Here is a 20,832-nt window from a genome sequence, read left to right on the forward strand (position 1 = left end):
AAATCTTCATCAAAGTTTCATACTACTCAGCACTTAGCACTCAACACTTTTTCTTCACAATTGATTGAGCATTTTATGAGTTTGCGGTACAACCCGGACATGAGGCACAAACTTTTTCATTAAAGCTTGCCACATCAGCACTTGGTCGGGATTCGGGGCGAGTATGGGTGTAGTAGTGAACTGTTCAGAAGCAGGTAATGGGGTGACTGGTTGTAAAAAAACAGGAACCTTGGGATTGATATCTGCTATCAGTAAAGCTGTTTTTTGCAACTCATCGGGATTGGTACTTTGCGAAATAATTATCTTGACAAAAACATCCAAAGATGGGTTGTTGTGGCATAATTGGAGAAATTTTGTATGTTCTTGCCAATAAGTCTCGCCGCTAACGCTAGGCAGTTTCCAATCCATACCCACAGAGTCTAGGTAAGGCAAAATCATCGCCAGTTGTTCTGGGCGATGTCCCCCAGTCTCTAGGTATATTGGTAAAGCAGTAAGCGATCGCACTTGGGGCAGAAATTCATACAAAAAAGGGGCATGTAAAAGCGGCTCACCGCCAGTCAGGCTAATGCTATCGTGTAGCAACGGTAGATTTTGACGTTTAATCCAGTCGAGTAATATGGTTAAGGGGACGGGATTAGAGTGAATTTCAAACTCTCGTGATCCAGGTGATCGTTCTACCTTACAGGTAGTGGGTGCATTCCATGTGTGGGAGCTATCGCAAAAATGACAGCGTAAGTCACACAAAGCAAAGCGAATAAAAATTTGACGTGTCCCGACATTCAATCCTTCCCCTTGAATAGCAGAAAAGACCTCAATCAGTCGTGCGGTAGGTTCTGTAGTGTTAGCAGTCATGGGATAGTAGCAAAGCGATCGCGCCGTGGCGATATTAAAACAAGTACATTTTTGTGTTCTTGTTCTATTGTGAATCGTCCTTGGCAATCTCGGCTCTAAACCCAGATAACTACAGTCAAAAGCAAAAAGGAGCAGAAGGTAAAAATGTAAAAATATTACTGTTCTTAGCCTTATGCTTTCAAAACGTCCTTACCACCCCAACTACAGCGAAAAATCAGTCTTTGTTCCTACCCCTGAAATTTGAGGTTCAGTGATTTTCTAGGACAAAATAATGTTTGGCAGATTAAATTTACATGGCAACGAAAGTGCAGAGCTTCATGACTAGCCAACCCACAGAGGTAAATTTCCCAGTTACTTCCCTCAATGAAACGGCGATAGTGCAGGTATCGGCGCGGTTAAGCGTGCTAGAAGCAGTCGGCTTTAAACAAACCTGCCAAGACCTGATCGCCGCCAACCCACATCTTAAGAAAATCATCGTTGATTTTCACCAGACGATTTTTATGGACAGTAGTGGTTTAGGCGCTCTGGTCAGTAATTACAAAATTGCTCAAGAAAGAGGAATTACCCTCATTCTGCGAGATGTTACCCCCCAAGTTATGGCGGTACTAACTCTGACAGGATTAGATCAAGTCTTTCCAATGGAGTCTAGTGGCGAAGCCGCATTTATCGCAGCAGAAAATGATATAGAAGTCTCTAAAAATAGTTCTCGTAAACTAGAGCAACTTCCTACCACTCATCCCTCTATAGCCTCTTGGATGAAACGCTTGATTGATATAGTGGGTTCACTAGTGGGTTTAGTGATTACAGGAATATTGCTGATCCCGATTGTTATTGCAATTACAATTGATGATCCTGGCCCGATTTTCTTTAGTCAAACTCGCTGCGGCTGGATGGGTAAGCGATTTAAAATTTGGAAATTTCGCTCTATGTGTGTAGATGCGGAAGCCAAAAAAGCTTTAGTCAAAAATCAAGTACAGGGTGCATTTTTTAAGAATGACAATGACCCCAGAATTACTAAAGTCGGGCGATTTTTACGGCGCACAAGTTTAGATGAATTGCCACAATTTTGGAATGTTTTAAAAGGTGATATGAGTTTAGTAGGTACTAGACCACCAACACCTGATGAAGTTGAACGTTACGAAGTACCAGAGTGGCAACGTTTAGACGTAAAACCAGGAATGACTGGAGAATGGCAAGTGAATGGTCGGTCTACAGTCCGCAGTTTTGAAGATGTGATTCGCCTGGATTTGCAATATCAAAAAAATTGGAGTTTGCTGTACGATTTAAAGTTAATTTTGAAAACTGTTGCTATTTTGTTTAACAAAAAAAGTGGCGCTGTTTAGCAAAAATATAATTTTAAATTTGTCAGTCAAATATGCTTATTCAGATACCCGATTGTGAAAAAGTCGGGTATCTTGTTTGTGAGGAATGATTTACAGCTACTATAATTTAGCTGTTAAACTTTGCCATTGCGGCGATCGCACCGATATGGATAAAGCCATTCACATCTGAATAAACCAAGCGTATGCTTTTCTAAAAAGGTTCCAGCATGATACTTACTTGAGATATTAATTCCAGCCTTTGTTTTAATTTCATATAGTTTAGGAAAGGCAGCCGCTAAAATAGCGATCGCAGCTAATAAATAAAATGCTGGGGTTCTAAGTTTGCCAAATCTACAAGAATTGCTGTTGACTTTACGAGACATACAAATTCAAAACTAACAGCCTATTCTAGATTAGCCTAACTTTGAAAATGTCGCCGAAAACGCTGATCTGTTTTGTCAGATTTTTTGAGATTACAAGTCAAGCAAAGAGTGTGTAAATTGCTGATATCATTTTGACCACCACGCGCCAAAGCAATGATATGGTCAATTGTCAAATTAGTTTCTAAGTCCGTCTTACCGCAGCTTTGACATTGATATTTATCACGTTGAAATACATATTGTCTAACTTCAGGTGGTATGCGAATCCGGGGGGTTTTATTCATACATTATCCTCGTGAATCATCCGACATAGATTGTCAACAAAAGTAGATTGAAGAAGACATTACATTTATCTTGCCATAATACTTATTTCTTGAGGTAGAAGGAAAAGCAAGTAGCTCTCAATAACATACGGGGAGAATCTTTGCAGAATTAATTATGAATATTATTGCTTGGATTATCTTAGGTTTGATTGCTGGAGCCATTGCTAAGGCTATTTATCCTGGCCGTCAAGGTGGTGGCATTTTGACAACTATGGTTTTAGGAATCATCGGTGCTTTAATTGGCGGAACTCTGGTGACATTGTTAGAAACTGGCAGGTTTCAATTTACTGCGGCAACACTGAGTATCCCAGGAGTAATTGTTGCCATTATTGGCGCAATTATTGCTATTTTTATCTGGAATTTACTTACTAATCGCCCCAGTTATTAATTGCATAAAGAGTTATGGTTAGGCCGAGTTTGTTGTTACAATCAATCATAAATATCAAAAACTCCACTTTTATTTAAAGTGGAGTTTTTTGTATAAAACTAAAAGCTGAAAGCCAAAATTATAGCCTTAGTCTCATAGCTGAGTATAGTATTGATTAATCAAAGCATTGAATCTACTAGCTTTCTCCTCAGCACTCAAAACTTTACTCTATATTTAGTCTATAGCTTTTTTAAGTTCATCTTTGATGTTTTCTGTGGTGTGAATTACGTTCGCCTCCGCTTGTTTAGCTTTACCTTCAGCCTTATCTGCGGGATTACCTGTAACTTCACCAACTACTTCCTGCACTTTACCTTCAATATTTTTAGCAGTTGCTTCGATGCGGTTTTCGATACTCATATTTTTTACCTTGACTATTTGTAAACTAAGGAAAAAATATCAGGATTTTCGATTTTGATGTATCTATCAAATGATATAACAATTAATTATTATTAATATCTTTAGACAGATATACGAAAATAATTTACGCTGGGTTGTCTGTTGAGAATGGGTATGAGAGTTTTGGCTTACCTAAACTTCTATACTCCTGCGCCCTATGCGAGACTCTTGATTTTACATCTCACTACGTAACTTCTGATAATGAATGATGAATGTTAGAGGATTGGTTCTCAGCTTGCACTGACAGAAAGTCGCAGAGAGTGAAATACTAATCCTGCGGATGTCTTATGGCTCAAGGTAGATGAAACACCTAAAATCGCGATCGCAAGACCTGCGGAGTTTGTTTGAGAACAACATTACAATCGAGTATGTAGCCGAACCTCTGAAAGCTGTCTCCTCCCAAGCAGAGGTAGCAGAGGTATTGCAATGGATGGAAGCACAGGATTTTGATGTGGTCGGTATTGAAACGGGAGACAATATCACTGGTTATATTGAACGCTCTTGTTTAATCCAAGCAAAATCAGGTAAATGCGGCGACTATCAACGAGTGTTTCATTCCCAAGAACTTATAGCCATCTCCACACCACTGATGAAGTTATTACCCATTCTGCGGCAAACTCCCCGCTTATTTGTCTTAGATTGCAATCAAGTTAGTGGAATTGTGACTTGTGGCGACTTACAAAAAGCACCAGTGCGAATGCTATTATTTGGCTTGGTAACACTGCTAGAAATGAACTTACTGCGACTGGTAAGACTTTATTATCCCCAAGATTCCTGGCAAAAATTCCTTAAACCAGAACGGGTAGAAATCGCCAAACGTCTGTGGCGAGAAAGTCAAGAAAGAAACGAAGCCACAGATTTATTAGATTATCTCCAGTTTTGTGACAAACGAGAATTAGTGTTAAATAAACCAGAACTGCTTGAGCAATTAGAATTAAAGTCAAAACGTTTTGGTGAACGCTTCCTTAAATCTGCCGAACAGTTACGCAACCGACTAGCACACGCGCAAAATTTAGTCACTGGTTCTTCTTGGAAAGATTTAATTTCTTTAGCAGAAGGGATGGAAAAGTTATTAATTCGTTGTGAAGAAATAGAGTAATCCTGAACTCAAGTTAATTGTTTAAAAAAACGAAAAATTAAGTTTTTAGCCCAGGGTGTAGGGGCAAAATCAAGTCAAAAGTCAAAAATTATATTACTTTTGAATTTTGATTTCCCTATAGGGGTATAGGTATTCAAAACCCCTACACCCCATACCCCTTCACCCTGACACCCAATCTCCACAGACAATTTCGGTGCGTAAGTTCTAGTTACTTGTCTATCTGCAAGTAAATCTTCAAGGCTTCATTAACTATTTCTGTCATTGATTTACCTTGACTGGTAGCAGTTTCCTTTAACTTGCTGAAAACTTCGTCATAAAGGCTAATACGGGGACGGGATCGGCTGGGTGCAGCTTTCTTTTTACCTGGTGCGGCTGGTGCTGGAGTTTCTGCGGTGGTGACTGCGACAGTTTCCGGCTGATACTGTGCTGCAAATTCACGAATAGCATCAAAACCAACCCGTGAACAAAAATCACCAAAGCTTTCTTCTGCTTGGCGTGATTTTTTGAAGAAAACAAAAATCGGCTCTAAAAAGCTTTCAATATCGTTGTGGTGCAACTTTTCGACTATTGGTTGTGCCAATCTTGTTTGATGTGGTGAACCGCCCAACCAAACTTGATAAGATTCTGGCGCACTACCAACAAAACCTAATTCTGCCATGTAAGGACGAGCGCAACCATTGGGACAGCCTGTCATTCTGATGACAAAATACTCATCTGGTAAACCAACTTTATCTAACAACGCCCGGACACGTTCTAAAATTCCTGGTATTGCCCGTTCTGATTCGGTAATAGCTAAACCGCAGGTAGGCAAAGCTGGACAAGCCATTGCATAGCGGAATAGTGGTTCGATTTTACCGGGGTCAGAGACAACACCGCAACGGTCGAGAATTTCTTGAATGGCTGCTTGGTTTTCTGGGGCAATATCACAGAAAATCAGGTTTTGGTGGGGTGTTAAGCGGATAGGTAGGTGAAATTTTTCGACAATTTCCCGCAAGGCGGTTTTGAGTTGCAAGGAACCTTCATCTTTTACCCGCCCATTGTCGATCGAGATACCTAAAAATAACTTGCCATCGCCTTGTTCTTGCCAACCAAGGAAATCTTCATATTTAAATTCTGGCAGTGGTTTAAAGGGGGCGACTGGTTTACCAAAATATTCTTCAACTTTGACGCGGAATTTATCTACACCCCAATCATTGATTAAGTATTTTAAACGAGCATGGCGGCGGTCAGTGCGATCGCCATAATCTCTCTGAGTCGCCACAATTGCCTTGACAATTTCGTAAACATCTGATTTATCTACATAGCAAATCGGGTCTGCTAACCTGGCAAATGTTTCTTCTTTATTGTGGGTTCTGCCTAAACCGCCACCAGCAAAGACATTAAATCCTTCTAACTCCCCTTGAGCATTGGTAATAACTACCAAAGTCAAATCTTGGGAATATAAATCAATAGAATTATCTTCCGGTACTGTCACGCTAACTTTAAACTTGCGCGGCATATAGTAAGTACCATACAGTGGTTCTTCACTGTCAGTAAAAGTTGTGCCGCTACCATTACTTTGCCGCGCCGCCTTCACCTCTGGATTTTCTTCTGCACTAATGGCTTTTTCGCCATCTAGCCAAATTTCATAATAAGCGCCGGTTTGGGGAGACAGTAAGTCAGCAATGTTTTGGGCATATTCCCAAGCATACTGATAATCAGCGCGATTCTTGAAAGGTACTGGTGGAGCCATGACGTTGCGGTTAATATCGCCACAAGCGCCCAACGTCGAACCTAGATTTTTAACAATAGTCGCAATGGCAGCCTTGAGATTTTTCTTTAAGATGCCATGCACTTGGAAACCTTGACGAGTGGTAGCCCTTAATGTGTGGTTGCCATATTCATCAGCCAGCTTATCTAAAGCCAAATATAATTGCGGCGGTACAAACCCCCCTGGGTTCTTTGTCCGCAGCATAAATTGGTAATCTTTCTCCTGCCCCTTGACGCGATTATCGCGGTTATCCTGCTGGTAGGAGCCATGAAACTTGAGAATTTGCACCGCATCTTCACTAAAGTGAGTAGTATCCTCAAGGATCTGCGTTGCTACAGGTTCACGCAAAAAATTACTATTTTCTTTGATGCCTTCTACTTTTGAGGGCTTACGGTTGGCAAGTGGAGGAGGAGCAGATTTAACCATGAGAGTTGTATAGTATTCTCAATAAAGCAGGGATGAAACCCAAGACTAAGTTTTTGGCTCAGTGATTCCCGGTAATTCGGTCGGAAATATGAGGAATACGACAATTGTAACACGGCGAAAAGCCGGCTTTGTCGATAGTTTTACACTTAACAAAACCAGCATATAGAAGTAGGTGGTATAAATCAACTTTAAGTTTGTTGGTTTTCGCTGACTTTTACGGATAAAGTCTGATATTCCATCAACCTTCAAAGTTCAACAACATCATTCACCATGTTGAACTGGAATTATCCCAACATCCTTAAGTATAAGTTGATAGCTAATAAATCTTTATTTTCTAACATTTGTAAATGTTAGAATTGCTCACCAAGATTACATCTATTGAAAAATTAACTTCTCACTTCCGAGAGAGTTAGTTATTTAAAACGATAGCCAATACCACCATTGATGCTAACAGCAGAAGCGGGACTATTTTGATAAGCACGTAGTCCAACTTTGGCATTTGTGTAAATCAAGAAGTTATTCGCAACTTCTGATTCGACACCAGCACCCACCACTACAGAATCTCTATTACCCAAAGGACTGGGTGAACCATCTTTTTCAACAAAAGAATAACCACCAGTAACATAGGCATTAGTTCTATTAGCAATAGGCACGTCTACGGAAAGTTCTGGAATAATACTAGTCGTCTGATCATTCCAGAGAACATTACCGCGTGCAGAAACAGGAAGGTTGCCTAATTTGACTCTACCTGTGAGATTACCGCCAACGTTAGCTGCATCGTTGTTGAGTCCGCCATTGGTAACACCTGCTGCCACACCAGCACCAATGTAACTAGCATCAGTCCCTTTTTTATCTTGAGCCGCAGCTTGTCCGGCATTTATCATCAAGGGTGCAATAACTAAAGAAGACAATGCTGAAATTGCCACGAAAGACCGAAGTAAACCTTTCATAATTTTGTTCAATTTTGTTAATTATTACTGTTATTTACTATGTCGTAAATTGTGTACGAAAGTTCCAAATAATTTTTGATTCCTAAAAAAAGGCTGTGATGATTAATGCCTAAAAGCTAATAGTAGATTTACTATTTTAGCTTGCATAAAATTTGCCAATATTCGCAGCAAGATTTATCTCAGCCGGAACTTTTGTGAGTAGGCGCTTAAAAAACTGGCACAGAAACGAGAGAAAAATTAATTTTTTCTTACATGACTGATGCAATAAAAATTGATAATTTTGCAATTTCAACTAATGCCTAACAATTGCCTGTAGCAGTAATAGCAATAAGCTATGGCAGAAATATATAAAGTAAATTCAGCAGAATTCAGTACTCAGAGGCGATTATCAGGGTGGGGTGTGATTTATAGATATTCACATATCTTGCACCAGGCGACTGGAAGTCACGGCTACACAGGCAAAACCCGCGTAGGCGGGTTAAAAAGCTTGATTTTCTGTTAGTCCGCGCAGGTGGTCACTGAGCTTGCCGAAGTGCGGACGTTGTTTGTATAGCGGTGATTTCTAATCGCTAGGGCTAGGTGCAAGATATCTGTATTGGGCTACTTGTGTTCTGACTGTGAAATTTTGGCAATTTTCGTGGAGATGGCATAATGCAAACCGCTACACAAACATTGTCTGGTTTGATGGGTTTATGTGTCGGTGATGCCTTGGGTGTGCCTGTGGAGTTTACAAGCCGCGCTGAACGAATGAAATTCCCTGTCACGAAGATGCTGGGTTACGGCACATGGCATCAACCGCCGGGAACTTGGTCTGATGATAGTTCCCTAACGTTTTGCTTGGCAGAAAGCCTTTGTCGGGGGTATTCCTTGGATGCCATAGCTTTGTCTTTTTGGCGCTGGTACAAGCAAGCTTACTGGACTCCTAGAGGGGAAATATTTGGCATCGGCCAGAGTACTCACGCGGCTATTATGCGAATTAACCAAGGGGTTCCACCTTTAGAGGCTGGGGGAACTAGCGAAATGAGTAATGGTAATGGTTCTTTGATGAGAACTTTACCAATGGCTTATTGCCATAAAACCTTAGATTTCCCGGAATTGATTTTGCGGGTGCATCAGGTGTCTTGTATTACCCATGCTCATGTGCGATCGCAAATGGCGTGTGGTATTTATACTAGTATCGCGATTGAACTACTGCAAGGTGCTAATTTGCCCACAGCTTACACTCAAGGCTTAGAAAAAATTCAACCTATTTATTCTGCACCGCAATTTCTGGAAGAAATGCCCCATTTTGCTAGAGTATTTAGTGGTGACATTGCCAGCTTACCAATTGAAGAGATTAAATCTGGCGGTTATGTTATTGACACCCTAGAAGCATCCTTGTGGTGTTTGTTAAATAGTGCGTCTTATGCAGAAGCAGTATTAAAAGCTGTGAATTTGGGCGGACACACAGATACAACTGCGGCTGTCACTGGGGGGTTAGCGGGAATTTATTACGGGATTGAGGGTATACCTCAACTTTGGGTAAATCAAGTTGCTCGCAAACAGGACATTATGAATTTGGCTAGGCGTTTTGCTACTGTTTACAGCCAATGATAGTACCCAGTAGTTAATAGGGACTTTTCAAAAGTAAAATTATTTATTGAAACGTTCCCCATACTTGTTGAATAATGCTAACCTCCGCAAAGGTTTTGTCTGGCTTAATGGGTTTATGTGTCGGTGATGCCTTGGGTGTGCCGGTAGAGTTTACCAGCCGCGCTGAACGTGTGAAATCTCCAGTTACATCAATGCTGGGCTATGGAACTTGGGATGTTCCCCCTGGCACTTGGTCAGATGATAGTTCACTGACGTTTTGTTTGGCAGACAGCCTTTGTGGGGGATTTTCTCTAGATACTATAGCTAGTTCGTTTTGGCGCTGGTACAACGAAGGTTACTGGACACCTCAAGGCGAAGTATTTGACATTGGTAACACCACATTTCTGGCAATTGTCAATTGGAAACAAGGAACTCCGCCCTTGAAAGCAGGGGGTACTAATGAAAATAGTAATGGCAATGGTTCTTTGATGAGAATTTTGCCGATTGCTTATTGCCATAAAACCTTAGATTTCCCGGAATTGATTTCACGAGTGCATCAGGTGTCTTGTATTACCCATGCTCATTTGCGATCGCAAATGGCCTGCGGCATTTATATTAGTATTGCGGAGGAACTGCTAAAAGGAGCTAATCTTCAAGCCGCTTATCTACAAGGTTTAGATAAAATCCAATCCCTTTATTCTGCTGATGAATATCTTTTAGAAAAGCCTTATTTCGCCAGGGTATTGAGTGGTGAAATTGCCAAGTTACAAGTCGAAGAGATTAATTCTGGCGGCTATGTGATTGATACTTTGGAGGCATCTATATGGTGCTTGTTAAATAGCTCATCCTACGCTGAGGCGGTACTTAAGGCTGTAAATTTAGGTGGGGATACAGATACCACCGCAGCTGTTACTGGTGGATTAGCAGGAATTTACTACGGTGTAGAAAGTATTCCCCAGGAATGGATTAACCAAATTGCCCGTAAAGATGACATTGTTAGTCTAGCAATACGTTTTGCTGCTGCTGTTTATTCTGGTAATTGAGAAGGGGACAGGCAATAGTTTACAAGCAGTTTTCTTTACCTGGTTCCCCTTCCTAACTTATTGAACCGTAGACAAAGAGTAGACTTGACCATCAATTAAAAGACGGGTGATGCCTTTGGCTTGGAGATGAGTCCGAGCCTTATGGAGCATTCTACTATCAGGAACTTTAATCACGCGATCGCGCTTTGTTGAGAAACGTTTTGCTACGCGATGGTTATCAAATATCGGCAGAGTTCGCTGCTGAGTTTCCAGAGTCGGAATTTGCCCTAAATCACCAAAATCCTTGAGTGGTCTAGTAATTAACTCGGCGGAACGGTCAATTACCAAATAACAAGTTCTCGGTAAATTAGCCGCCGACAATGGCAAAACTTGGACTGGTGCTTCACCTAACCTGCGTCTTGTAACTAACGGTCTTGGCTCATCAAAGTCATCCTCATCCTCCTCATAATCATCATCATCTAAATCGTCATCATCTAAATCATCGTCTAAATCATCTAAATCTTCAGACTCATCGAGCAGTTCTTCACCCAGAATATCGGCAAAAGCCACAACTTTGGGACGTTCTTCATCCAGTATTGGGCTAGGAATGCTGGCAATTTCTGGTGGTGGTTCTGGCGCAATGTCGGCTTTTTTCACCAATTTTGGCTTTGGTTTTTCTGTAGCTGCCGAGGAACGCCGCCGCACTCTTCTAATACCAGAATTTGAGTCTTCATCATCTTCTGGTTCTGATGCTGCTTCAATGACTGGCTCTTGTGACTTGAGCTTGGGCAATTCTATAGGCTTGCTTTCGCTCTGAGGAGGTTCAACTTCTGGCTCTTTTGGTACCAGCAAAGGCAACTGCTCATAATTTACCTGCGCCCTACCTTCAGGAGTCCTAGCCGCCCGTTTCAACGAAACCAAGTATTCGTACTCATCTTCCGGTAAGGTGCTTTTGAGCAGACGACTGATGGTTGAGTTGCTCACGTCATAACGTTCTGCTAAAGTCGAGGTCGTTTCAGCAGTTTCTCGATATAACTTAAGAATTTCTTGTTTATCTGATTCTGTTAGTTTTCTCACGGTAGACACCAAATCTAAGTTCGTTTACGTCCACGCTCCCGGCGAGTCCGGCTCAATGATGCGTCATGTTCTAGGACTGCGCCCATACCAAATAACACTCCACTAAATACCCAAAACACTTCTAATATGTCTCCACTTTGATAATTAGGCCCTTGAGCGAATTTAAACCACATATCTGCAATGTAAAGCGAAAACGCGGCCGCTGCAATCATTCGCCAAGATTGAGCTACCCGTCCACCCCAAAAAGCTAAGAGTAAGGTTGTCGCAATAATCAGCAACAATACATCACTCACGATGTAAAACCAATTCAAAATTGCGGCTAGTAGTTCTGTTGGTGTTGTTTGTTGCATTGAAATCCACCATGCCACCAAACTACCAAAGACTCCTATGGCAGCAACAATCAGCCATTGCCATTTTTCGAGATTAATACGTCTTGATGCCACAGCTAAGATCATGCCTACGCCCAGGGAAATATAGGTCAATACAAAAAATACATCGCCAATGGATACATCCGGTTCTTCTTTTAAAATTATTTCTGTATAGCCAAAAAATATCCCTCCCAGGAAATAAGAAAGCATACCAATGGCAATTGCCAACCACACATTTCGACTACTGACGATTTGGGGGCTACGCCAATTCCTTAAGCATAAAATACCAGCACCCAAGTAAGCTAACGCTTCAAAAATATTTGTGCCAATTACATACCATTCGGTACGACTTTCTACGCCGTTGGCTCCTGGAATTTTAGCACTAAATAGCAAAAAATATAATAGTGCCGCTACTGCCCAGGCAATTCCGGCCAAGAGAATATTACGATTACTGAATATAGATTTAGAACGCAGAGAATTGTTGTAAGAACTACTCATAGGAATTGACTATGTATATGCACGCTGGAAGTGTATAGAAGCAAAGCGGCTTGCCGCAGGCTAGTCTGAAATGAAAATTTATTGGTATGTGATGTGCCTTGGTCGCTATTGGAGCAAAAAAGCTTTGTTGACAAAAATTCAGGATATAAGTAAGTTTTTCAGGCTTCATACTTCATAATTCATCCTTTGACTGGCTATTGCCAGAGTTTATTGAGGGAAGATTGGTTGAGCCAGGAGATAAATAGCGATCGCTCGCCTTCTGCCATATCCTGTAACCTATCGGCTACTTTATTGGCAAAGTTGGCATTACCAAAATAAGTTTTCCCTAGCTTGTGCAGTTCCTGTAAAAAAGTAGTTACATGATTTTCTTGCCAAGCTGGAAGTTTGGTGTCTTCTAAGGGATCTATGGTCACTAAGTGTTTAACGGATTCGGGGGAAGAAGCTTCAGGGAATTTCTGCTGTCTAAAAACTTCCCCCATATCTTTTTCAAATAATGTTAATTGACGAGCGCCTAAAAACTCTTCAATATCCAGATGTACCGCTTGCAGTAGCAAGATACTGGCTTGAATGAGTATGTCTGTCTTGCCATGACCACCAGTATCACCATCTAGCTGTTCTAAGCGGATTTTACCCCAGATGCTAAAACGATCTGGCTCTTCTAGTAAGACACAAGCTTTACCGCGATTATCTGTCAAATCTCTCCACAAGGCGCGAGCTTCTTCTTCTTGATTAGCTTTAAACAAAGTAATCAACCGAAAGGTTTGCCCCTGATAATGGAGGATCGGCACTTGCTGATCCCTTTTTGGGTGCTGAATGCTTGATATTTCAACATCCTGCCGTTTGAGAATAAACATGGCACGCTAAAATAACTCCTCACAGGGGCTTTGTGGATATGCGATCTATAATCTGATTTAGTAACATCGCCAAGAGTGCGATTACTTAGTATGTGTTTCAGGTCAGTGGCGCGATCGCTCTTTAGGCACCTTAGTGTAAGCTACCCAAAGGATATCTCCACTAAAATGCAAATAACTCGCCTTGACCACCCAATATAGCTAATCAATAACTGATTTGCTTTGTTCGACTAGCATCTTAGCCTTGCTATGGCAAATCTGCAATTTTTGATTGCTTCTTAGGGGCAATAACGATATAATTATTATTGATGGCTCTAGTCACAGCCATGACTTTAGCTTGGGCGCGTAGCTCAGTGGATAGAGCAATTGCCTTCTAAGCAATCGGCCGCAGGTTCGAGCCCTGCCGCGCTCGTTAAAATTAAAATACCAACTCTTAAGTTAAATCAGGACTTATGCGCCAAGATTGTTTGTTAAGTATGAGTGCAAGGGTGTGAAGGCTTGAGGGCTTTGCTGTTATCGTCAGTCAAACGGTGTCAGGGTTTTGAACACCTACGCCCTGGTTACTGAGCGCAGTTGAAGTACACCCCTATACCCCAATACAGTTCAGTTAAGAGAATAGTAAGTTGGGTGTAGCGATAGCGTAACCCAAAAAAGTATGAGTGAATCTTGGGTTCCGTTCCTCCACCCAACCTACACCAATCTAAGTTGTTGCCTTAACTGAACTGTATTGCCCTATACCCTTGATTTTTCATCTCACTGTGTAAGTTTTAAAAGTATATCTTTACAAAAATAAATTATATATAAATCAAACTTAGTAAATACTATTAATAGCATCAATGTCATGAATTACTAATATTAATTAGCGGCAAAATCGAGAAAATTTAAGAAAATTTTTTCAATAAATATGATTTTCAGGATAAATACTTGATTTTAAATATAATTGCTAAGTCTGCTTAACTCTAGCTTTGAATTAGTATCTTCTCACAAAAATATTTTATTTTTTCAAAAAAAATCAGTAATTATTCTCTGGTTTATTATAGAATAAGGGCAAACAAAAACTGTAGCGATCATCGCTGGCATTTTAGAGAGTGATCAATGCTTGCAGCCCCATCATTTCTACTGTTTTGATAGTAGTTTAGGGTTAACAGCATTACTAAGGCTTAGGTCAAAAGCTAGTCAACAAGTAGGCAAGTGAAATTCATCACTGTTTAGCCGTCTACCTCAACGGAGTTGAGGAAAAATTGTTGCATCTTTATAGTCGTGATTCATTATGCTTGATTCAAGCTTGTGAATTTTAATTCATTTTCACGGCATTCAACTATTTTGAAGTTGACTTTAAAGTTTACAAATGAAAATTTGTAGACTGTTCGCGCACCTTTATCCAGAAATTCAATATTATGAATGACTTTCAGTTTATTCTAACTGTCTGCATCTTATCGGTAGCCTATCTATCGAGTATTTACTTGTGGTTAGCATTTTATCAACACACAAATGAATAACAAGATGAAAGCAACAGAAAATTTATTAATTAACAAGGTCTAATTAATTTTAGGCCTTGTGCCACTACAATAGTAAACTAGTTAATGGCTGTAGGTGCATATTTTATGTCTAGTCAGCGTCAACTCTGAGTGTGAGTTGAGTGAGTGGTAATTTAATTGATGGAAAAATGCTGTTTTTTTTGGCAAAAATCTTTACAGATAAAGAAGTAAAATTTGGATTATTAGGTTTGGTGTTGGGAGTAGGAATATTTTTTATTGGCTGGGCAATAATTTTATTTATAAAAAAAAGATTACAAAATTGTAATTTTCCTCAGATTGAGGATGTATATCAAAAATTATTAAACCCCCATAAAAATTTGTTAATTACTGTATTTTTAATTGTTATTGTTGATCTGACTGTTGTATTATTACCCAATAATTACTGGACAAATTCACTAGAAATTATTGTGAGTTTAAGTTTGGCGATCGCCAGTAGTTGGTTAGCAGCACAAATCTTCAAGAATTTTTTTGATTTTTATTTACTAAATGCCGCATTTAAGAGTGGACAAAAAGTTAGTAGTGAGTTACTGATTCTTTTAAGATGGGTAGCTAATATCATTATTATTGTAGTAGCAATTTTAGTTTACGCTCAAACACATCAAATTAATATATTAGGGTTATTAGCAAGTTTAGGGATTGGTGGTTTAGCAGTAGCTTTTGCGGCTCAAAAAACTTTAGAACAAATTCTTGGTGGTATTGTTCTTTATCTTGACCGTCCATTTGTAATTGATGATTATATCGGATTACCCGACGGTACTTTTGGCAGAGTGGAATCTATCGGATTGAGATCCACACGTATTAGAACTTCTGGTAAAGGGACTGTGATGATAGTTCCTAATAGTGCTTTGACACAATTAAATATTGAGAACTTTACTGGTGCAAAGAAAGTCATGTCTATACTTTATTTGACATTCTACCGCGCAATTAGTAGTGAAGAACGTGCCTTAATTCGTCAGGTAATTCTGGATAGTACTAATGACATTTTTGGTATTGATTCCAGAAATACCGAAGTAACTTTTAAAACTATTAATGGAGATATAGACAAAACTCAAGCTCAAGTTGCCTTCTTTATTTTGGGTTCTGGTGATGTTTCAATGGAATTGCGCCGCCAGCTTTTAGATTTAGCAACTCAAACTATGACTCAGTGCTTAAAAGAATATGGTATTGCTTTTGATATAGAAGAACCAACAATTTATGTAGACTCGCCGATTACAATTTAGAAATAATGACAAATATTTCACAATTCGTTCTGAACTTTTTTCAGCGTGAAACTACCATCTTAGCTTTATCTCGATTTGGTGTGTTTCTTTGTTTCATTTTCCTGTCTTTATTAACAGGGAGATATACGCCAAAATTTGTCAGAATTATTACGCAGAGATTTGCACCCCAACAAGTAACTAGTATTTATAATAATCTCGTCGAGCCTTTAAGAGACTTATTTAAAATTACTGGAACTTTAATTTTAATTTCATTATCTTTAGCATGGATTGAAGATTACCAATCTATTTATAATTTTTTATCTCCAATTGTAGATTTAGCTGTAATTATAAGTCTGGCTTGGTTATCTTCTCGCCTATTTCGACAGTTTATTCGTTTTTATGGTATTGAAATAGTTAGAAAATTTGGTCGAGAAGTAGATGAATTACTCTTGGTATTTGAAACTTTAGCCAATGTCATTATTGGATTTATTGCGGTTTTAGCTTTTGCTCAAAGTCAAAAATTTAATTTAGTCGGCTTGCTTACTGGCTTAGGAATTGGAGGTTTAGCTGTAGCTTTTGCAGCCCAGAAAACCTTAGAACAGTTGCTCGGAACAATTGTATTGTATTTAGATAGACCCTTTGTACCTGGGGAATATATTCGTTTACAAAAGTCTAGCCAAATTCCCGAAGGTTTGTTTGGTAGAGTAGAGTCAATTGGTATTAGATCAACCAAAATTAGGACTGCGGCTAAGAGTACCTTATTTATTATTCCGAATTCAATTTTGGCAAACTTAGAAATTGAAAATATTACTCGTGGTAAAAAAATCATGGTGCTACTTTACCTCGATTTTTTACATATTCTACAAGAGCGAGAACAAGCCTTAGTACAACAAATAATTGTTGAAAGTACTAACTCTCTGTTTGGAATTGACCCAGGTAGTACTAGTATCACTTTTTTAAATCATCAGGATGAGCAGCAGTTAACCCGCACAAGAGTAACATTTTTTATTTTGGGTTCTAGTGAAAATTCTCTGCAATTGCGGAAACGTTTGTTAGAATTAGCCAACGAAAAAATCTCGAAAAAGCTAGTTAATCATGGCATTGAATTTAAGTTGCAAGAACCGACAATTTATGTGGAATCACCTGTGACTATTTAATTAAAAAACAGATGAGTAATCTGTATTGTTTTGTAATTAATGCAACTCAGGACTTTCAATTATAATTTAATCTACAATTCCAATATTTATTGCGAATTAATTTATATACAAGTAGATTTACTGAGGTTTTACGAATTTAATCATTATTAATATATATTTAATCTTCGGGGTATTAAAAATGACTAGCCTGCCGATTCAATGTGCAAATTTAAAAGAGCAAGTTGAATTAATCTTACAACTTTTCCAGCAAGAACCTGCTTTACGTTCTCAGGATATTGCCCCTGTACAAACTTCTTTAGGCAAGGCTATTTCTCCGAAGTTTGAAATTGTGTTTGCGGGTGCGTTTAGTGCAGGTAAATCTATGCTAATTAATGCACTCCTGGAGAGAGAATTACTGTATAGTGCAGAAGGTCACGCCACAGGTACAGAATGCAAAATTGAATATGCAGAACTAGATAAAGAAAGAGTCGTACTAACATTTTTAAGTGAATCTGAAATTAGAGAACAAGCCAGTTATTTATGTCAGCAACTAGGATTTACAACAGCAGTCAATATCAATCAAGCTGAAGTAATTAATTTGCTTAATCAAGGTTGTGAATTAATTCTACAACAGGAAGGTGGCGAAAGTCGTTCGGAACGTGCGAAACAAGCCAAAGCATTAACTTTATTGTTAGCAGGTTATGAAGCAAACCGTGAGCATATTCATACAGTTAATAATGCGACTTATTCAATGGAAAAATTTAATTTTTCCAATTTAAAAGAAGCCGCAGGATATGCAAGACGCGGAAGTAATAGTGCTGTTTTAAAGCGAATTGAATATTATTGCAATCATCCTTTGTTGGAAGATGGTAACGTTATTATTGATACACCAGGGATTGATGCACCTGTAGAAAAGGATGCACAGTTAACTTACGCTAAAATTCAACATCCAGACACCTCAGCCGTGGTATGTGTGCTGAAACCTGCATCGGCTGGTGATATGACAAAAGAAGAAACGCTGCTTTTAGAAACAATGCGGGAAAATGGCGGAATCCGCGATCGCGTCTTTTACGTCTTCAACCGCATCGACGAAACTTGGTACAATACCCAATTAAGGCAGCGATTGGATGATTTAATTAGCAGTCAGTTTCGAGATACCAGCAGAATTTATAAAACCAGTGGCTTACTTGGTTTTTATGGCAGTCAAATTAAACAGACAAGTATACAGAATAGGTTTGGTTTAGATTCTATCTTTGCGGAAAGTGTTAAAGGTTTGAATGGAGAAGAAGAAACACCACAGTTTGTCTACGCATTTAATAACTATTGTGTGACTTCTGGTAAGCTTTCCCATACTAATTTTCGGATTTCTCTGAATGGGTTTGAAACTCCCAATCAAAATTATTTGCGGATTTTGTCTGAACAAGGTATACCTTTAATTAATCAGCTCATTCTCGATAGTGGTATTGAAGAATTTCGCACCGCTATTACCCGCTATCTCACTGAAGAAAAGCGGCCGATGTTGTTTCAAAATCTGGCTGATGATTTAGAAGATATTTGTATTAAGCTGAAAAAAACTTATCAGTCAGTTTATCGAGATTTAGACAGTCAGCCAAGGGAAATTGAGGCGATGAAGTCGCAGGAATTACAGCGACTCAATCAACAACTCCAGGAAATTGGCAAAGATTTCAATCAACATATTATCGCAGAAATCAACCAAGTCATTAATAATAGTTGTGATACCTTTGAAGCTGATTTCCGTCAATTACAATCACGGATGATTCGGCGTTTAGATGAATTGCTAGATACGTTTTCTGTGGCTGACGCTTATCGTCGTGCAACACTGAGTCATTTGCGGAATGCAACTGCACCATTACTAGCGATTTTAGTCGAAGCATTTTATTACTTATCCAATCAGTTGGAAGATATTTTAGTCAATTCATCCGAACAAGTAGTAGCAAATTTCTTTCAACGCTTAATTGAGACAATTCGCAAAACCGAATACTATCGTCAGTTATATCGTTTATTGGGGAATGATGGTGGAATTGAACAAAACATCAAAGCCATCGAAAAACAGGTAACATTAGCTTTAGTAAGTGCAGCAAGTGTAGAATGCGATCGCTTCGTGCGAGAAAGTCCCAGATTTTATGATGAAGGCACTTTTTCTATCTATCAATTTCGTCAAACTTTGCAGCAAACATCCCAAAGTTATGACTGTGAAAGTATGATTGAAGCTGAACCAGCAATTCGGCAATTGTTAAAGTTAGATTTTGAACCAAAAGTTTCCTATACCATTCGGACATCTTTCCGCCAAACCATCAATCAAATTCTGAAAACACAATTGTTACCAATGGCGGAACAACAAGCCGATGATATTCTCCAACAATACCCCCAAGCGCGTGTTTATTTAGAACAGACTTTGCAACACGAAGCCGAAGAGAAAATTTTGCAGAATCGCCGCTTGCTAAGTGCTGTAGAACAAAAAATAGAGAGTTATAACACAGCAGTATCGGGAATGAATAGTTGTTTACAGGCGATGCAATTATATGACTATTTATTGCCAGTAATTAATTTAACTGAATTAGATGCTGTGGAAAAGATTGCTGCAAGTAATGGTGTGGTGATTTCTGATGGTTTGTTGGATGGGATGGTGCAAATTCAAGATTGATTAACCGCAGATAAAAATAGGGTAAAGCCTGAGATAACGCGATGTGCAACTTATTTTTGAAACCCCTCTCCAAACCTCTCCTCTACCAATGTAGGGACGTTTCATGAAACGTCTCTACCTATTCCCCTTTCCTCGTAGGTAAGGGGTTAGGGGTTAGGTTTGAGAGAAAGTTGCATACGATGTGAGATAGTGCTTCCTAATTTATCGGTGAATCATAAGATATCTGATTTATTTGAAAATTTGGGTATCTGTGGCTATCGAGGTGATGATTAATTTTTAAATAGAGGTTGATATGAAAGATATATTCAAAACCATAGAATGTAATGATGATGACGTTGTAGAAATTGGAGATAACACTTATAAAATTCGCAAAATTAAGTCTGGAGTAAGTAAATCATCTAATCCGTCTCTATCATATAAGTTACAACAAGAATTAAATAATGAAAGAATTCAATTTCCATCAGGTGATTATTTCTCTCATAAAGGGATAGACTGTAAAATCCTAACATTAGGTTCTCAAAATTGGAAAAATGGAAAAATAAAATTTAAACTCAGCATTGAGTTTTATATTGAAGAGGATGTGGAAATAAATAACAGTCAAGATTTAGATGTTTCTGAAGTAGAATCATCACTGGATGAATTACGACGTAGGCTTCAGGAGGAAAGTTGAGAAATAAAATATATATAGCAGTAGGGAAGGAAAAGTCTTACTAAGTATGGCATTCGTGCTTTTTTAATTTCCTAAACTATGCTTCGACTGTTAGAGGTTGTTTGAAAAGTTTTCTGCTGTGACTTTAAGTACATCCAGATCCCACCTAACCCATCTTTCAAGGGCGGGTTTTTAGAAAATGGTAGAAGATATAATAAAACGCCTTATGTGAATGAAGCCAGAGGATGCTGTTCAAAAGTAAGCACATCAATACCAAAACGCTGACGCAGAAAAAGGCGTAGAGTATGACTGGTGATTTTAGCGGCAACATG

The 20,832-nt window shown here is 39.0% G+C and carries 18 protein-coding genes, 1 tRNA gene and 1 pseudogene; 10 read left to right on the top strand and 10 right to left on the bottom strand.

The annotated features are described in order from the left end of the window. Positions 1-54: 54 nt before the first annotated feature. Positions 55-852 carry a 7-carboxy-7-deazaguanine synthase QueE gene (locus tag H6G74_RS23100; RefSeq protein ID WP_190969883.1) on the bottom strand — a complete coding sequence of 266 codons (798 nt, stop codon included), beginning with the start codon at positions 850-852 and terminating at the stop codon, positions 55-57. Positions 853-1,145: 293 nt separating this feature from the next. Here H6G74_RS23100 and H6G74_RS23105 point away from each other — a divergent pair, with 293 nt between their 5' ends. Continuing rightward, the gene (locus tag H6G74_RS23105) at positions 1,146-2,195 is read left to right on the top strand and encodes an anti-sigma factor antagonist (RefSeq protein WP_190969884.1); all 1,050 of its coding nucleotides are present in this window, start codon (positions 1,146-1,148) and stop codon (positions 2,193-2,195) included. A 113-nt stretch (positions 2,196-2,308) separates the two neighbouring features. On the opposite strand, the gene H6G74_RS23110 is transcribed toward H6G74_RS23105, so the two are convergent. Both H6G74_RS23110 and H6G74_RS23115 read right to left on the bottom strand, forming a co-directional pair. Further along, on the bottom strand, positions 2,309-2,557 hold the full coding sequence (locus H6G74_RS23110; RefSeq protein WP_190969885.1) for a hypothetical protein: 249 nt from the start codon (positions 2,555-2,557) through the stop codon (positions 2,309-2,311). Positions 2,558-2,592: 35 nt separating this feature from the next. Beyond that, complete coding sequence (locus tag H6G74_RS23115; protein WP_190969886.1) at positions 2,593-2,838, bottom strand: HNH endonuclease; 246 nt, start codon at positions 2,836-2,838, stop codon at positions 2,593-2,595. 154 nt (positions 2,839-2,992) lie between these two features. Between H6G74_RS23115 and H6G74_RS23120 the strand changes: the two genes are divergently transcribed. Next, the gene (locus tag H6G74_RS23120; RefSeq protein WP_190969887.1) at positions 2,993-3,265 is read left to right on the top strand and encodes a GlsB/YeaQ/YmgE family stress response membrane protein; all 273 of its coding nucleotides are present in this window, start codon (positions 2,993-2,995) and stop codon (positions 3,263-3,265) included. A gap of 213 nt (positions 3,266-3,478) precedes the next feature. Here H6G74_RS23120 and H6G74_RS23125 read toward each other — a convergent pair whose 3' ends face one another. After that, on the bottom strand, positions 3,479-3,661 hold the full coding sequence (locus H6G74_RS23125) for a CsbD family protein (RefSeq protein ID WP_062287092.1): 183 nt from the start codon (positions 3,659-3,661) through the stop codon (positions 3,479-3,481). Between the two features lie 340 nt (positions 3,662-4,001). Here H6G74_RS23125 and H6G74_RS23130 point away from each other — a divergent pair, with 340 nt between their 5' ends. Further along, positions 4,002-4,799, top strand: coding sequence for a hypothetical protein (locus tag H6G74_RS23130; protein WP_190969888.1), 798 nt, complete (start codon positions 4,002-4,004; stop codon positions 4,797-4,799). Between the two features lie 208 nt (positions 4,800-5,007). On the opposite strand, the gene sir is transcribed toward H6G74_RS23130, so the two are convergent. After that, positions 5,008-6,975: a sulfite reductase, ferredoxin dependent gene (gene sir / locus H6G74_RS23135; RefSeq protein WP_190969889.1), complete on the bottom strand. Its 1,968-nt coding sequence runs from the start codon at positions 6,973-6,975 to the stop codon at positions 5,008-5,010. Between the two features lie 413 nt (positions 6,976-7,388). Continuing rightward, positions 7,389-7,925, bottom strand: a complete 537-nt coding sequence (locus tag H6G74_RS23140; protein ID WP_190969890.1) for an outer membrane beta-barrel protein — start codon at positions 7,923-7,925, stop codon at positions 7,389-7,391. A gap of 651 nt (positions 7,926-8,576) precedes the next feature. Here H6G74_RS23140 and H6G74_RS23145 point away from each other — a divergent pair. Then, the gene (locus H6G74_RS23145; protein ID WP_190969891.1) at positions 8,577-9,518 is read left to right on the top strand and encodes an ADP-ribosylglycohydrolase family protein; all 942 of its coding nucleotides are present in this window, start codon (positions 8,577-8,579) and stop codon (positions 9,516-9,518) included. Between the two features lie 74 nt (positions 9,519-9,592). Beyond that, a complete protein-coding gene (locus H6G74_RS23150; protein WP_190969892.1) occupies positions 9,593-10,540 on the top strand; it encodes an ADP-ribosylglycohydrolase family protein in 948 nt (315 codons plus the stop codon). 57 nt (positions 10,541-10,597) lie between these two features. Here H6G74_RS23150 and H6G74_RS23155 read toward each other — a convergent pair whose 3' ends face one another. The 3 genes from H6G74_RS23155 to H6G74_RS23165 form a co-directional block, all read right to left on the bottom strand. Continuing rightward, positions 10,598-11,596 (bottom strand): transposase, encoded by a 999-nt coding sequence (locus tag H6G74_RS23155; RefSeq protein ID WP_190969893.1) that lies wholly within the window; start codon positions 11,594-11,596, stop codon positions 10,598-10,600. A 14-nt stretch (positions 11,597-11,610) separates the two neighbouring features. Beyond that, on the bottom strand, positions 11,611-12,462 hold the full coding sequence (locus tag H6G74_RS23160) for a hypothetical protein (RefSeq protein ID WP_190969894.1): 852 nt from the start codon (positions 12,460-12,462) through the stop codon (positions 11,611-11,613). A 194-nt stretch (positions 12,463-12,656) separates the two neighbouring features. After that, complete coding sequence (locus H6G74_RS23165) at positions 12,657-13,316, bottom strand: Npun_F0813 family protein (RefSeq protein WP_190969895.1); 660 nt, start codon at positions 13,314-13,316, stop codon at positions 12,657-12,659. Positions 13,317-13,652: 336 nt separating this feature from the next. Between H6G74_RS23165 and H6G74_RS23170 the strand changes: the two genes are divergently transcribed. The 5 genes from H6G74_RS23170 to H6G74_RS23190 all read left to right on the top strand — a co-directional run bounded on the left by H6G74_RS23170 (position 13,653) and on the right by H6G74_RS23190 (position 20,521). Beyond that, positions 13,653-13,725 (top strand) — tRNA-Arg (locus H6G74_RS23170). Between the two features lie 1,254 nt (positions 13,726-14,979). Further along, positions 14,980-16,071, top strand: a complete 1,092-nt coding sequence (locus H6G74_RS23175; RefSeq protein WP_190969901.1) for a mechanosensitive ion channel family protein — start codon at positions 14,980-14,982, stop codon at positions 16,069-16,071. 5 nt (positions 16,072-16,076) lie between these two features. Beyond that, positions 16,077-17,207 carry a mechanosensitive ion channel family protein gene (locus tag H6G74_RS23180; protein WP_190969896.1) on the top strand — a complete coding sequence of 377 codons (1,131 nt, stop codon included), beginning with the start codon at positions 16,077-16,079 and terminating at the stop codon, positions 17,205-17,207. Between the two features lie 178 nt (positions 17,208-17,385). Further along, entirely contained in the window at positions 17,386-19,851 is a 2,466-nt protein-coding gene (locus H6G74_RS23185; RefSeq protein WP_190969897.1) for a dynamin-like GTPase family protein, read from the top strand. A gap of 292 nt (positions 19,852-20,143) precedes the next feature. Beyond that, positions 20,144-20,521: a KGK domain-containing protein gene (locus H6G74_RS23190; RefSeq protein ID WP_190969898.1), complete on the top strand. Its 378-nt coding sequence runs from the start codon at positions 20,144-20,146 to the stop codon at positions 20,519-20,521. Between the two features lie 203 nt (positions 20,522-20,724). Here the strand turns inward: H6G74_RS23190 and H6G74_RS31935 are convergent. Further along, positions 20,725-20,832 (bottom strand): annotated as a pseudogene (locus H6G74_RS31935) (IS982 family transposase); the annotation flags it as partial.

The sequence above is a fragment of the Nostoc spongiaeforme FACHB-130 genome (assembly GCF_014698475.1).
GTDB classification, from domain to species: domain Bacteria; phylum Cyanobacteriota; class Cyanobacteriia; order Cyanobacteriales; family Nostocaceae; genus Nostoc_B; species Nostoc_B spongiaeforme.